At 68.7% G+C, this 13,356-nt stretch carries 13 protein-coding genes; 8 read left to right on the top strand and 5 right to left on the bottom strand.

The genetic code is table 11. The features are described from left to right. Window positions 1-36: 36 nt before the first annotated feature. The 5 genes from cpaB to WS91_RS02955 form a co-directional block, all read right to left on the bottom strand. The gene (gene cpaB, locus WS91_RS02975) at window positions 37-885 is read right to left on the bottom strand and encodes a Flp pilus assembly protein CpaB (RefSeq protein WP_038755067.1); all 849 of its coding nucleotides are present in this window, start codon (window positions 883-885) and stop codon (window positions 37-39) included. A gap of 45 nt (window positions 886-930) precedes the next feature. Beyond that, window positions 931-2,313 (bottom strand): hypothetical protein, encoded by a 1,383-nt coding sequence (locus tag WS91_RS02970; protein ID WP_059669709.1) that lies wholly within the window; start codon window positions 2,311-2,313, stop codon window positions 931-933. A gap of 37 nt (window positions 2,314-2,350) precedes the next feature. Next, window positions 2,351-2,890, bottom strand: a complete 540-nt coding sequence (locus tag WS91_RS02965; RefSeq protein ID WP_038755073.1) for an A24 family peptidase — start codon at window positions 2,888-2,890, stop codon at window positions 2,351-2,353. 91 nt (window positions 2,891-2,981) lie between these two features. Further along, window positions 2,982-3,155, bottom strand: a complete 174-nt coding sequence (locus tag WS91_RS02960) for a Flp family type IVb pilin (protein WP_059669749.1) — start codon at window positions 3,153-3,155, stop codon at window positions 2,982-2,984. Window positions 3,156-3,308: 153 nt separating this feature from the next. Next, window positions 3,309-3,479, bottom strand: coding sequence for a Flp family type IVb pilin (locus tag WS91_RS02955; protein ID WP_059669708.1), 171 nt, complete (start codon window positions 3,477-3,479; stop codon window positions 3,309-3,311). Window positions 3,480-4,303: 824 nt separating this feature from the next. On the opposite strand from WS91_RS02955, the gene WS91_RS31890 reads away from it, so the two are divergent. The 8 genes from WS91_RS31890 to WS91_RS02910 all read left to right on the top strand — a co-directional run bounded on the left by WS91_RS31890 (window position 4,304) and on the right by WS91_RS02910 (window position 13,208). Next, window positions 4,304-4,642, top strand: a complete 339-nt coding sequence (locus WS91_RS31890) for a hypothetical protein (RefSeq protein WP_231751960.1) — start codon at window positions 4,304-4,306, stop codon at window positions 4,640-4,642. Between the two features lie 50 nt (window positions 4,643-4,692). After that, window positions 4,693-5,901: a glycosyltransferase family 87 protein gene (locus WS91_RS02950; protein WP_059575734.1), complete on the top strand. Its 1,209-nt coding sequence runs from the start codon at window positions 4,693-4,695 to the stop codon at window positions 5,899-5,901. Continuing rightward, the gene (locus WS91_RS02945) at window positions 5,898-7,319 is read left to right on the top strand and encodes a glycosyltransferase family 87 protein (protein WP_059669707.1); all 1,422 of its coding nucleotides are present in this window, start codon (window positions 5,898-5,900) and stop codon (window positions 7,317-7,319) included. Before WS91_RS02950 ends, WS91_RS02945 begins: the two co-directional genes overlap by 4 nt. Continuing rightward, window positions 7,304-8,365, top strand: a complete 1,062-nt coding sequence (locus WS91_RS02940; protein WP_059575645.1) for a glycosyltransferase family 2 protein — start codon at window positions 7,304-7,306, stop codon at window positions 8,363-8,365. The genes WS91_RS02945 and WS91_RS02940 overlap by 16 nt, the downstream gene beginning before the upstream one ends. 16 nt (window positions 8,366-8,381) lie before the next feature. Next, on the top strand, window positions 8,382-9,128 hold the full coding sequence (locus WS91_RS02935) for a class I SAM-dependent methyltransferase (RefSeq protein WP_038755087.1): 747 nt from the start codon (window positions 8,382-8,384) through the stop codon (window positions 9,126-9,128). Beyond that, the gene (locus WS91_RS02930) at window positions 9,125-9,511 is read left to right on the top strand and encodes a GtrA family protein (protein ID WP_038755090.1); all 387 of its coding nucleotides are present in this window, start codon (window positions 9,125-9,127) and stop codon (window positions 9,509-9,511) included. The genes WS91_RS02935 and WS91_RS02930 overlap by 4 nt, the downstream gene beginning before the upstream one ends. Window positions 9,512-10,585: 1,074 nt before the next feature. After that, the gene (locus WS91_RS02915) at window positions 10,586-12,163 is read left to right on the top strand and encodes an ABC transporter substrate-binding protein (RefSeq protein WP_038755099.1); all 1,578 of its coding nucleotides are present in this window, start codon (window positions 10,586-10,588) and stop codon (window positions 12,161-12,163) included. Window positions 12,164-12,254: 91 nt separating this feature from the next. Next, window positions 12,255-13,208, top strand: coding sequence for an ABC transporter permease (locus WS91_RS02910; protein WP_038755101.1), 954 nt, complete (start codon window positions 12,255-12,257; stop codon window positions 13,206-13,208). Window positions 13,209-13,356 lie beyond the last annotated feature (148 nt).

Raw genomic sequence — 13,356 nt, 5'->3', positions numbered from 1 at the left:
GAAACGCCAGGCATCGTCAGTGCTTTGCCGCTTATGTCAGAAACATTCGACGCTGCCCGTCACGCCGGACAGCACGCCGACGCAGTCGCGGCCGGCCGCCGCGCGCGCATGCGCGACGACGACGCGCGTGCGCACGGTGCGCGGTTGCGCGGCGGGCGCCGCGACGGGCGCTGCCGCGGCCGCCGGCTGGCCGAGCAGCGTGTTCTTCGTCGCGCCGCCGGTGTTCAGCGCGTCCTTGTCGACCTGGTTGCGCAGCACGAGCGACAGCGTGCCGACGCTGCGCGCGAGGTCGAGCTTTTCCGCCTGGTCGGGCGTGACTTCGAGCGTGACCGCGTTGACGACCTTCGGTGCGGTGTCGTCGCGGCTCACTTGCTGCGCGACGGCGAGCACGAGGATCTTCTCGAGCACGATCTTCGAGATGCTCTGCTGCGGATCGGCCTTCGCCTGTTCCTGCGTGTTGACGATCACGTCGACGTAGTTGCCGGGCAGCGCGAAGCCCGCGACGCCGACGACATCGTTCACGCGCACGGTGATCGCGCGGTCTCCGGGGGCGATCACGGCGGACAGGCCGCCCTTCGTGCCGACGGGCGCGAGCTTCGAGCCGAGCACGGGCTCGCCGCGCGCGAGGCTCGTGCGCACGACGCGGCCTTCGAGCGACTTGACGTCGTTGAACGCGCCGGGCGGCACGCTCGCCGTCGGCCAGTTGACGATGCGCAGCTGGTTCGGGCCGAGCGGCTCGCCGAGGTTCACGTCGGTCGCGGCGACCGCGACGGGCGTGATGGCGCTGCTCGAGGTTTGCACGAGCCATCGCGAAGCGAAGGCGACGGCGGCCAGCCCCGCCAGGATGGCGATGGCGAGCATCGTGAATGCGCGACTGTTTTTCATGGCGGTACTCCTCGCTAGTCGTATCAAGAACCAATGGGCCGGACGCTACCAATCGCGATCCGCATCCGGCGGGGTGAGCGGCGGTTCGTCGGGCGCCGAGCCGAAGAAACTGCGCCACGCTTCGTGCAGCGCCTGCGGCGTGACCGTGGGCGTGTCGCCGCGATAGTGCACGGACGCCGCGACGAGCCGCAGCAGGTCGCCCGGATAGCACGCGAGAAACGGCATCCGCGCGGGCGCGTGCAGGCGTTGCAGCAGGTAGTCGAACGTCGATGCGTCCGAGTGCAGCGCGAGCGATGCGCAGCTCGCGTCGTACAGGTCGCGATAGCGGGCGACGGGCAGCGGCCCGACGTGCAGCTTCGAGCCGAGCCGGCGCAGGAACGCTTCGTCGCTGAACTGCGCGGGCGCGAGGTTGCTCGAGAACACCGGCCACACGTCGAACGGCATTTCGAGCCGCACGCCGCTCGCGAACGTCAGCTGATCGACGTTGCGATCGAGCGGCAGCAGCCAGCGGTTGAGCAGATCGCGCGGCGCGATGCGCTGGCGGCCGAGATCGTCGACGATGTAGAGGCCCATGTTCGCCTTCACGTGCGGCGGGGCCTGGTAGTAGCCCGTCGCGTCGTCCCGGCGCAGGTCGAGCTCGGCGAGCGTCAGCTCGCCGCCCGACAGCACGATGGGCCGGCGGCACAGGCGCCAGCGGCGGTCGCCGTTCGCGCTGTCGGTTGCGCGCGGCGCGTCGACGTGCGCGTGCGGATCATGAATCTTGATCACCTCGCCCGACGCATAGATCGCATACGGAATCGGCACGTTGCCGCGCAGCAGCGAGCCGAGGCGCTCGGCGAGATAGGTCTTGCCGCTGCCCGCGGGGCCATAGATCAGCAGCGGGCGGCCCGCGTTCATCGACGCGGCCGCCGCGTCGAGCATCGACGGCTCGATCACGACGCCTTGGAACGCCGCGTGCGCGTCGGCGCGCGAAATCGTCACGTGCCGCACCGAATGCGCGGCGACGCTCGCGACGTACGCTTCGTGCGTGACGGGCGCCGGACCGCAGTAGCTGTTGCGCGCTTTTTCCTCGAGCGCGAGCGCGCGGCCGAGGTCGGTCAGGCGCAGCGTCATGTCGATGTCGGACAGGCCGCGATGCGTGACTTCGATCAGGCGCTCGCACGCGAGGAACGTCAGCACTTCGTCGAGCACGACGGGCGGCAGGCCGTGACGCTCGACGATTTCGGTGAGGCTCGAGCGTCCGTGCGCGAGCATCGATTTCAGCAGCAGCGCCGCGACGAAGGCTTCGTCCAGGCCGGTTTCCGCGAGCGTGCGCGGCGCGGCGGGCAGGCGCGCGGCGTGCCTTGCGCGGTATGCGCGCAGTGCGGATGGCTCCGGCAGATGGGCGATCTGCGCGTCATGCCGCGGTTCTGCTTGATCCAGGTTCATGGTCGCTCCAATCGTTGGGTGGGAGGCGGCATGCGCATCAGGCCGCCGCCGTGAACAGCACGCCGAGCGTGCCAATCGCGATCGCGACGCCGTACGGCAGCGTCCCGACCGAGTCGAACTCGGGTGCGGCGCGCGGCGCGGACGGATTGCGCAGCAGCGCCGCGCTCACGAGCAGATGACGCACGTTCGCGAGCAGCTTGCGGAACCGGCCGCGCTTGAGCACGACCGCGAGCGCCCATGCGCCGCCGACGACGAACGTCGCGAGCACGATGTGCAGCGCGAGCGAAGGGCCGACCCACGCGCCGATCGCGAGCATCAGCTTCACGTCGCCCGCGGCCATCCCGCGCACGAGGTAGAACGGCAGCAGCAGGCCGGCGCCCGTGGCCGCTCCGGCGAGCCACACGGCGAAGCCGGTGTGCGGGCCGGGCAGCCAGCACTGCGCGACGAGCGCGCCCACGAGGCCGAGCGCGATCAGTCGATTGGGAATGCGCCGGCTCGCCAGATCGATGCTGGCTGCTGCGATTGCAAGCAACGTCACGCAGAGCGGGATCGGTTGCGGCGGCAGGGCGGAGAACATTGAAGGCCTCGTGTCGTATTCGATCGTTCGATGAGCCGCTTCGGTGACGCCAGCCGGCATGCCGGACTGGCGCAACCAGGCGGGCTTGAGTTCACACATCCGAAGCGACGGTACTGAACACCGACTGCAGATTGGTGCCGACGAGCTGCACCGCGCCGATGATCACGATCGCGATGAGCGATGCGATCAGCGCGTATTCGATCGCGGACACCGCCGATTCGTCGCGCAGCCAATGCGTGAGGGCATGGGCGGGTTGCGCGTCGATCCGGTGCGGACGGGTCGACTCCCGGCAAAAGGAATGGGTTCTCATGAATCGCTCCTCAGCGGTATCGAACGGAACATCTAAAGGAAACGAACGGACGGGAAGCGACGGACGGCGAGTGGGGACATAGCCATCCGTCTTTCCGCCGACGCGCCCTTACAGATCGTTGCCGATCGTCGAGAAGACGGTGTTGAGGTTGGTACCGACCGTCTTCACCGCACCGATGATCACGATCGCGATCAGAGCAGCGATCAGGCCGTATTCGATGGCACTGACGCCGCCCTCGTCGCGAACGAACTGCTTCACGTGTTGAACGAGGCTGGACATGACTCTCTCCTTTCGGATAACAAAAAAAACCCTTGCCATCGATGGCGCGGGACGTACAACGGGAACTGCTTCGACTACAAGGTGCTGCCGGAACTGCAAGGCACTACGGGTACTACGAGGCACTGCTGGTACTACAAGGCACTGCTGGTGCTACAAGGCACTACGGGTGCTGCTGGCACGACAGGGCACGACAGGCACTGCAAGGCACTGCTAAAAAACGGGCCGCGGATCAGAACAGCCGCAGCGGGGCCTGCACGCGAATGCATGCGCCTGCGCGAGCGGAGCGATCGGCGGGATGAGGCTTGCCGGCGCGCGCGCATGAATCGATGCGCGCCGTGCGGCGCCAGCCTGGGAAAGTGCGGAACCGGCGGCCGTTGCGGCCGGCGGAGGGATAGCGGGAGACGGCGCAGGTGCGCGCCGTTTCACTGCTTGAGCGGCCGACGGGCCGCTGGACGGAATAAGTGGACATTGCCTTCACCCCGGTATTCACAACGAGCAATTTTTCCTGGCGCACGGCCGCAGCCGGCGCCCCGCTGGTCGAACGGCGACTGCCCTGTACACATCCGGCGCGGCACTTGCACTTGCATGCGTTGCACCGGATGCGACCCCGTGGGTGACGTCGGCGGATTCTGTCTGTTGATCTGGATGCCGTGAATCTTTCGATCGTCGCGTCGTCGTTTGCCGCGCAGGACATTCCGCAAGGAGTGGGCCAGCTTTCGGGAACGCACGGCGGGACAAGGACGAGCGGCTCACCGGTGTAACGCGGCGGGCATGACGCGGTGCAGAAGGTTTCGGATTTGATACACGCGAACGCGTGCCGGCGCGTGGCCGTCGCCCGCAAACGCCCGCCAGGCAAGGCCATAAAAATTTTGTCGGGATTTTCCCTGACCCGGCATTCCGTGAATCGGGCCGTGCCGGCCGACTTCGGCGGAGACGTCCGGCGAAGGAAAGTGTTTCAACGCCGAAACGCGGACGCCGCCGTTCGTCATTTTTCATGCGGAATTCGCTTTTTCAGGCTTGCGCGCGGCGATATCGCGCGCCGCCGCGATTTGCATCGACTCGCTTTTTTATCTATCAATGGAAGCGCGACGACGTCATGCAAACAAGAACGCCGTCCGAATGAATCGATAAAAGAATTCGACGTGTTTAAACAAAACGCTTAATCACACATCGGGGCATCATGGATCTTGCGAATCGGGGAACATGCTTCGGCATGTTGCGTTCCAGCGGATGGCTGACCGGCGATCGCGTGCTCGCATACGGCGGCGCGACGCTGATTCTCAGCATCGCGCTGCTGGGCGCGTGGGGATGGACGACGCACGGTTTCACCGCGAACACGACCGTGCGGCCCGGCATCGATTTCACGGTGTTCTGGAGCGGCTCGCACGTGATGCTGCACGGCGCGCCCGCGAGCGTCTACGACTATCCGGCGTTCTCGCGCGTCGAGGCGGCGCAGCTCGGCGCGTACGTGAACCGCAGCTTCCTGCCCTGGGTGTATCCGCCGACGCTGCTCGTGCTCGTCACGCCGCTCGCGCTGCTGCCTTATGTGCCGTCGCTGCTGCTCTTCTGCGCGCTCGGCCTCGCCGCCTATGCGAAGGGTGTCGGCGCGCTGTCGGGCTTGCGCGATCGGCTGGCGCGGCCGCGTCTCGCATCGTTCGCGATCCTGTCGTTTCCGGGCGTGCTCGTCGCCGCCGCGATCGGACAGAACTCGTTGCTGACGGCCGCGTGCGCGGCGCTTGCGGTGCGGTCGCTCGCGAAGCGGCCGGCGATCGCGGGGCTTTGCATCAGCCTGCTCGCGGTCAAGCCGCAGATGGCGCTGCTGTTTCCGCTGCTGCTCGTCGCGACGCGCGCGTGGCGCGCGTTCTTCTTCGCCGCCGCCGGCACGCTGATCTTCGCGGCGGCGAGCGTCGCCGTTTGCGGCACGGCGTCCGTGCACGCGTTCCTGTCGGGCACGACGATGCTGCGCGAGCTCGTGCTCGAGCAAGGCACGCAATACTGGCTCGCGTCCCCCGCGCCGTTCTCGACGATGCGGCTCGCCGGCGCTTCGCTGCATGTCTCGTATGCGGTGCAGATCGCCATCGGCGCGCTCGCGGCGATGGCCGCGCTGAACGTGTGGCTGCGCACGAGCGACGCGCGCCTTCGCGCGGCGGCGCTTGCCGTCGCGACGCTGCTCGCGACGCCGTATCTGTGGCATTACGAACTCGCGTGGCTCGGCATCGCGCTGTTCTGCGTGCTCGCCTGCGCGCTCGATACCGGCTGGCTGCCCGGCGAGCAGCTGGTGCTCGTCGCCGGCTGGCTGCTGCCGTTCTTCGAGTTCTTCAATCGCGCGACCCGCTTTCCGCAGATCGGGCCCGTCGTGCTGCTCGCGGTGCTGCTGATCGTCGTGCGCCGCGCGCGGGCGATGCCGGGAGCCGCGCGATGAAAATGCATCCGCACGGCCATGCGCCGACGCGTCTCGACGTCGAGTGCCCGGAGCTGCCGGCGGCCGGGCCGCGCCGCCGTCCGCACTGGCTCGACGCGAAGCGGGTGCGCACCTATGCGATCGCGGCGCTCGTCTGCTATGCGGCGTTCGCAGGCGTCTGCGTGATGCGCTGGCTGTCGGGCGGACCGGACTCGCCGATGCCGCCGACGATGGACTTCGTGCCGACCTGGAGCGCCGCGTGGCTCGCGGTGCGCGGTCATGCGCTCGACGCTTGGCAATTCTCGACGCTGCATGCGGTCGAGCTGCACGCGGTGCCTTCGATGCGCGACATGCGCGGCGTGCTGTTGTGGCTGTATCCGCCGCAGACGCTGCTGCTCGTGTCGCCGCTCGGCTGGCTGCCGTATCCGGTCGCGGCGTTCGTGTGGATCGTCGGCACCGGCGCGCTGTTCGTCGCGACGGTGCGCGCGATCGTGCCGCGCCGTCTCGCGGCGCTCTGCGCGCTCGCGTTCCCCGGCACGTTCTTCGTTGCGCTCGTCGGCCAGAACAGCCTGCTGACGGCCGCGCTCGCGGGCTTCGGCCTCGTTGCGCTGCGCCGCCGCCCGGCGCTCGCCGGCTGTTGCTTCGGGCTCCTCGTCATCAAGCCGCAGCTCGCGCCGCTGTTTCCGCTCGCGCTGCTGTGCGCGTCGCAATGGCGCGCATTGCGCGCATGGGCCGTGACGGTCGCGCTCGTCCTGGCGCTCGGCACGCTCGCGTTCGGCTTCGGCGCGTGGACGGCGTTCGCGCACGCGGCCGCGTCCGTGATGCAGACGATCGGCGCCGGGCAGGCGCCGCTCGCGCGGATTCCGACGTTCTTCGCGTTGGCGACGTTCGCGGGGCTGTCGCCCGCCGCCGCGCAGCTGTTGCAGGCGTGCTCGATCGCGTTCGCGGCCGCCGCGGTGATCTATGCGTGGCGCGGCGCGTGCTCGCATGCGCTGCGCTCGGCCGCGCTCGTCTGCGCGAGCCTGCTCGTGAGCCCGTACCTGTACGACTACGACCTCGCGTGGTACGGGATCGTGATCGCGTGGGCCGTGCGCCACGCGCGCGCCGACGGCTGGCGTCCGCTCGAACGCGAAGGGCTCGCGTTGCTCGCGTGGATGCCGCTCGCGGGACTCTTCGCGGCCGGCCCGCTGCGGTTCCAGTTCCTGCCGCTCGTGACGGCGGGCGCGCTCGCGGCGATCGTGAGCCGCATCGCGCACGAGCGCCGCAGCGCACCGTGTCTGCCCGGCGACGAAGACGCGGCGGACGCGATCGATTCAGTTCGTTTCATGACGGCGCGCGGCGCATCGGACGCCGCCGCGCGGCACACGCGAGCGGCGCCGCGGCTGGCCGGCCGCGGTCGTCACGGGGATCAGGGAGAAACACCATGCGGGATCAAATAAACACACCGCTCATTTCGCTCGTCGTGCCGTTCTACAACGAAGGCGCTGCGGTCACGCGGTTCTTCGCGGAAGTCGTGCCGTTGATGGAGGCGATCGAATCGATCCGCTTCGAGATCGTCTGCGTGAACGACGGCAGCCGCGACGATACGCTCGATCAGCTCGTCGCCGTGAGCGCGCAGGACGCCCGGGTGCGCGTGATCGATCTGACGCGCAACTTCGGCAAGGAGGCCGCGCTGACGGCCGGCCTCGACGAATCGAACGGCGACGCCGTGATACCGATCGACGCGGACTTGCAGGACCCGCCGAGCCTCATTCCGGTGATGATCGAGCATTGGCGCGGCGGCGCCGAGGTGGTCGCGGCCAAGCGCAGCAACCGCGCGTGCGACACGTTCGCGAAGCGCACCGCGGCCGCGCTCTATTACCGCGTGCACAATGCGTTGTCCGAAGTGAAGCTGCCCGTCAACGTCGGCGATTTCCGGCTGATGGACCGGCAGGTCGTCAACGCGCTGCGCAGCCTGCCCGAACGCCGGCGCTTCATGAAGGGGCTGTTCGCGTGGGTCGGCTATCGGACCGTGATCGTCGAGTATCAACGCGAGGCGCGCTGCGCCGGGCATTCGAAGTTCTCCGGCTGGAAGCTCTGGAACTTCGCGCTCGAAGGAATCACGAGCTTCAGCACGGTGCCGCTGCGCAGTTGGACCTACATCGGGCTCGGGATCGCCGCGCTCGCGTTCCTGTACGGCGGCTTCATCGTCGCGCGCACGCTGTGGATGGGCAATCCGGTGCCGGGCTATGCTTCGCTGATCTCGGTGATGCTGTTCATCGGCGGGATCGAGCTTGTCGGCATCGGCGTGGTCGGCGAGTACATCGGCCGCATCTACTACGAATCGAAGGAACGGCCGATCTACCTCGTGCGCCGCCGCTATCAGGCGCGCACCAAGGTGAGCGCGCTGCCTGTCGGCAGCGCCGCGACGCGCGCCGCGCACGGCGCGCGGATCGATTTCGCGCGGCGGCGCGCGATGCCGCGCGCCCGCGCCGCGAGCCGCTGACGGACAGGAGGACGCCATGTCACCCGAAGCTTATCTGCAGATGGCCGCCACCGAATCCACGCACTGGTGGTTCCGCGCACGGCGCGACATCCTGCATGCGTTGCTCGCGAAGCTCGCGTTGCCGGCGGGCGCCCGCATACTCGAGATCGGCTCCGGCACGGGCGGCAATCTCGAGATGCTGGAGGAATTCGGCGCGGTGAGCGCGCTCGAGATGGACGACACCGCGCGCTCGATCGCGAACCGCCGAACCGGCTGGCGCTTCGACATTCGCGCGGGCCGCTGCCCGGACGACGTGCCGTTCGGCGACCAGCGCTTCGATCTGATCTGCTTCTTCGATTGCCTCGAGCACATCGAGGACGACGCGGCCGCGCTGCGCCGCGCGAGCGACCATCTCGCGCCGGGCGGCGCGATCGTCGTCACGGTGCCCGCGTATCAGTGGCTCTGGAGCGCGCACGACACGTTTCTCCATCACTACCGCCGCTACGACCGCGCGGCGCTCGAGCGCTGCGCGCAGGCGGCCGGCTGCAAGATCGTGCGAAGCTCGTATTTCAACACGCTGCTGTTTCCGGTCGCCGTCGCCGCGCGGATGACCGACCGGCTGCTGCATCGCGCGCGCTCGAGCGGCGACGCGATCGGGCCGCGCGCGGTCAACTCCGCGTTGTACCGCATCTTCCGCGCGGAACGCGGCTGGCTGCCGAAGCATTCGCTGCCGTTCGGCGTGTCGCTGTTCGCGGTCCTGACGAAGCACAGCGCGCCGCAATGAGCGCCGTCACCGACATCGGCGTGCGCGCGCGGCTCGTGCGCTTCGGCGTGTCCGGCGCGCTGTCCACCGCGCTGCACGCGGCGATCGCCGGCGCGCTGATGGGTGCGTTCGCCGCGACCGCGGTGCAGGCGAACGCGGTCGCGTTCGTCTGCGCGACGGGCGCGTCGTATCTGCTGAACACGTTGTGGAGCTTTTCGGCGCCGCTGCGCTGGCGCAACGTCGTGCGCTTCCTTGCGGTGTCGGCCGCGGGCCTGATGCTGACGATGGCGATCTCGCGCGGCGTGCAGGCGCTCGGCGTCGCGGCCGCGTGGAGCATCGCGGCCGTCGTCGCGCTCGTGCCGCCGTTGACGTTCGCGATGCATCGGCGCTGGACGTATCGCTGACGGCGGCGCATGCCGGTGCTGGAGGGGCGAGATCGCGCGAGAGGGCGCGCGCCGCTCACTGCCGGCGGCCGCCGAACAGCGTGGCGTCGGCGGTGTCGCGCGCGCCGCTCGCGAAAACGCCACGTCTGCCGCATCGATTGCCCTGCACGGCGCATTCGGCTGCGCACGCTCGCCGCCGCGCGTTCGTTCGTCCGCGGTTGCGCAGCTTTCGTCACCTTTCGTTCGCTTCTCCTCTCCTCCTTTCGATGCATTGCCGCGCGCACGCTCGCGAATGGGCCGGAGATCGGCTAACGCGCGCATTTGTCGTGCGCGAAGCGGCGTTGGATCGGGCCTTCGCGTCGCACGCGTTCGACGCAGCCGCGCGCGCCATCGGCGCCCGCTCTCGCCGCGACGCGCGGCGCGACGCAACGGCGGCGCGAACGAAGCCGAGCCGTTCGCGGCAGCTCGCGCGCGTGTGCCGTCGAAGCCGCCGCCGCTGCCGCCGCCGCCGCCGTCGCCGTCGCTGCCGTCGCCATCGGCGAATGCGAAGCGCGCAGCCGCCGCGCGCAGGCCCGAGCGCCGACGCGGCGCGCACCGCACGCGCGGCGTCGGGCGGCGCCTTCGCTCGCCCCGATGCTTCGGCCACTGGCACACCGAAGCGGCGCCCGCCTAGGACGATCTTCCCGTTTGCGCGGCGCTCGCCGCCGGGCGCGCGAATCGATGCGAAACGCATGGTCCGGCGCGCAAGAACGCGGCGGTTGTGCCGAATCGGCTTTTTTGTCGACGATTGCCGCGATGCGCGCCCCATTACGATTTCCACCAGGACGTGACGAGCCGAAACCGCGCCGCCGGGACGCCGTTCGCCGGCGGGTTTTCGCGGATGCGCAGCAAATCGTGCTGCGCGGACCACCCAAAACGGTCGAATCGTGTTGTCGAGGCGCGTCGAATCGCGACATTCGGCATTTTTTTCGATGCTTAAATCGTCTTGAAACGCGCATCGCGGGAACCGGCGCCAGCAGGCGGACCCGGGCCAAACGTCGGAACAAAAAAACTGCTGGACACCCAGGATCAACCTTCTTGTTAGGAGCTGTTCGGATGAGCGACGAAATCAAGCATGGCGGCTTCACGCGCCGCGACATGATGCGCGTGATGGCCGCGGGGGGCGTGTTGGCGACGGGCGCGGCGGGCGGGCTGCTGGCCGGCGCGCGATCCGCGTTCGCCGCTCCGGCGCCCAAGCGCGGCGGCAAGATCCGCGTCGCGTACGACGCGAGCTCGACCGCCGACACGCTCGATCCGGCGAAGGGCTCGACGGGCGCGGACTACATCCGCTGCTTCCTGTTCTACAGCGGCTTGACGCAGCTCGACGAGAGCCTCACGCCGCAGCCGAACATCGCCGAATCGGTGCAGACGAAGGATGCGAAGACCTGGGTCGTCAAGCTGCGCCGCGGCGTGACGTTCCACGACGGCAAGCCGCTCGCGCCCGCCGACGTCGTCTATTCGCTGACGCGCCACAAGAACGCGGCGACCGCGTCGAAGGTGAAGTCGCTCGCCGACCAGTTCGCCGACGTCAAGGCGACGGGCCCGAACGAGGTCACGCTCACGCTCGACAACGCGAACGCCGACCTGCCGGTGATTCTGGCGACGCCGCAGTTCGTGATCGTGAAGGACGGCACGACCGATTTCTCGCAGGCGATCGGCACGGGCCCGTACAAGCTGAAATCGTTCAAGCCGGGCGTGTCGACCGTCGGCGTGCGCAACGACGGCTACTGGAAATCGGGCGCGCCGTATCTCGACCAGATCGAGCTGATCGGCATCGGCGACGCGGCCGCGCGCGTGAACGCGCTGCTGTCGGGCGATGTGCAGCTCATCAACGGCGTCGATCCGCGCTCGACGCAGCGGGTTGCGTCGACGGCGGGCTTCGTGGTGAAGGAGACGAAGTCGGGCCTCTACACGGACTTGATCCTGCGCCGCGACAACGCGATGACGGGCAACATGGATTTCGTCAACGGGATGAAGTACCTGTTCGACCGCGAGCAGATCCGCTCGGCCGTGTTCCGCGGCTATTCGGTGATCGCGAACGATCAGCCGATTCCGCCCGGGCATCGCTACTTCAACGCGTCGCTGGCGCAGCGGCCGTTCGATCTCGACCGCGCGAAGTTCCATTTCCAGAAGGCGGGCGCGATCGGCACGACGCTGCCGCCGATCTACGCGACGACCGACGCGAACGGCTCGGTCGAGATGGCGGTGCTGCTGCAGCAGACGGCCGCGAAGATCGGCGTGAACCTGACGGTGAACCGCGTGCCCGCCGACGGCTACTGGTCGAACCACTGGATGAAGCATCCGATCGGCTTCGGCAGCATCAACCCGCGCTCGAGCGCCGACGTGCTGTTCACGCAGTTCTTCAAGTCGGATGCGACGTGGAACGAGTCGGGCTGGAAGAACCCGAAGTTCGACCAGCTGCTGCTCGCCGCGCGCTCGGAAACCGACGAGGCGAAGCGCAAGCAGATGTACGGCGAGATGCAGGCGCTCGTATCGGAGCAGGGCGGGATCGGCATTCCGGCGTTCATCAGCCTGCTCGATGCGCACGACAAGCGCCTGAAGGGGCTCGGCTCGATCCCGACGGGCGCGCTGATGGGCTTCCAGTTCGCCGAGCATGTCTGGTGGGAAGCGTGACGCGCGCGTGATGCGCACGTGATGGAGCCGGCATCGCCGGGCGCGCGTCGCTCCCGGGCCCGGCTCGCCGCATATCGAAGAGGCTTCGAGCATGAACCAGACCATAGTCGAATTGATCGGCAAGCGGATCGCGCTGACGGCGCTCACGCTGCTGATCGTGTCGGTGATCATCTTCGCGATCACGAACCTGCTGCCGGGCGACGCCGCGCAAGCGGCGCTCGGGCAGTCGGCGACGCCGGAGACGGTCGCCGCGCTGCGCCAGCAGTTCGGCCTCGATCAGCCGGTTCATCTGCGCTACGGCCACTGGCTCGCGCAGGTGCTGCACGGCGATTTCGGCAAGTCGCTGTCGAGCGGGCTGCCGGTCGCCGAGATGATCGACGGGCGGCTGCCGAAATCGCTGACGCTCGCCGCGATCACGACGGCGGTGTCGGTGCCGGTCGCGCTCGTGCTCGGCATCCTCGCGGCGGTGAAACGCGAGACCGTGATCGACCGGATCGTGAGCCTCGGCACGCTGTCGCTCGTCGCGACGCCCGAGTTCCTGATCGCGACGGTCGCGGTGCTCGTGCTCGCGGTCAAGCTGCACTGGCTGTCCGCGCTGTCGTACGGCGGCGAGATCGACAGCGTCGATCACTTCCTGCGCGCGTATGCGATGCCGGTGCTCACGCTGTGCGCGGTCGTGATCGCGCAGATGGCGCGGATGACGCGCGCGGCGGTGATCGAGCAGCTCGGCGCGTCGTACGTCGAGATGGCGATGCTCAAGGGCGCGAGCCCCGCGCGCGTCGTGCTGCGCCACGCGCTGCCGAACGCGATCGGCCCGATCGCGAATGCGGTTGCGCTGAGCCTGTCGTATCTGCTCGGCGGCGTGATCGTCGTCGAGACGATCTTCAACTACCCGGGCCTCGCGAGCCTGATGGTCGACGCGGTGTCGAACCGCGATTTCCCGCTCGTCCAGGCGTGCACGATGATCTTCTGCTCCGGCTATCTGGCGCTCGTGCTGCTCGCCGACCTGTGCTCGATCGTCTCGAATCCGAAGCTGCGGACATGACGACCCCCGAACCTCTTTCGACGGAGACGCGGCCCATGAACCACGCCGATCTGATTCAACGCAGCAGCGCCACGCCTGCCGACGGCCGCGAGCCGGCGTGGAACGGCGGCTCGCCGCCCGGCGCGCCCGCGCCGCGCGCCGACGGCAA

It is taken from the genome of Burkholderia sp. MSMB1498, from assembly GCF_001526245.1.
In the GTDB taxonomy this organism is placed as follows: domain Bacteria; phylum Pseudomonadota; class Gammaproteobacteria; order Burkholderiales; family Burkholderiaceae; genus Burkholderia; species Burkholderia savannae.
The sequence above is the reverse complement of the archived record's forward strand: the minus strand, read 5'-3'. Positions and strand labels throughout refer to the sequence as shown.

Excerpts from the sequence above, each read along its gene's own strand:
- cpaB (WP_038755067.1), bottom strand. The coding sequence starts at position 885 with ATGAAAAACAGTCGCGCATTCACGATGCTCGCCATCGCCATCCTGGCG.
- WS91_RS02970 (WP_059669709.1), bottom strand. The coding sequence starts at position 2,313 with ATGAACCTGGATCAAGCAGAACCGCGGCATGACGCGCAGATCGCCCAT.
- WS91_RS02965 (WP_038755073.1), bottom strand. The coding sequence starts at position 2,890 with ATGTTCTCCGCCCTGCCGCCGCAACCGATCCCGCTCTGCGTGACGTTG.
- WS91_RS02955 (WP_059669708.1), bottom strand. The coding sequence starts at position 3,479 with ATGTCCAGCCTCGTTCAACACGTGAAGCAGTTCGTTCGCGACGAGGGC.
- WS91_RS02950 (WP_059575734.1), top strand. The coding sequence starts at position 4,693 with ATGTTGCGTTCCAGCGGATGGCTGACCGGCGATCGCGTGCTCGCATAC.
- WS91_RS02945 (WP_059669707.1), top strand. The coding sequence starts at position 5,898 with ATGAAAATGCATCCGCACGGCCATGCGCCGACGCGTCTCGACGTCGAG.
- WS91_RS02940 (WP_059575645.1), top strand. The coding sequence starts at position 7,304 with ATGCGGGATCAAATAAACACACCGCTCATTTCGCTCGTCGTGCCGTTC.
- WS91_RS02935 (WP_038755087.1), top strand. The coding sequence starts at position 8,382 with ATGTCACCCGAAGCTTATCTGCAGATGGCCGCCACCGAATCCACGCAC.
- WS91_RS02930 (WP_038755090.1), top strand. The coding sequence starts at position 9,125 with ATGAGCGCCGTCACCGACATCGGCGTGCGCGCGCGGCTCGTGCGCTTC.
- WS91_RS02915 (WP_038755099.1), top strand. The coding sequence starts at position 10,586 with ATGAGCGACGAAATCAAGCATGGCGGCTTCACGCGCCGCGACATGATG.
- WS91_RS02910 (WP_038755101.1), top strand. The coding sequence starts at position 12,255 with ATGAACCAGACCATAGTCGAATTGATCGGCAAGCGGATCGCGCTGACG.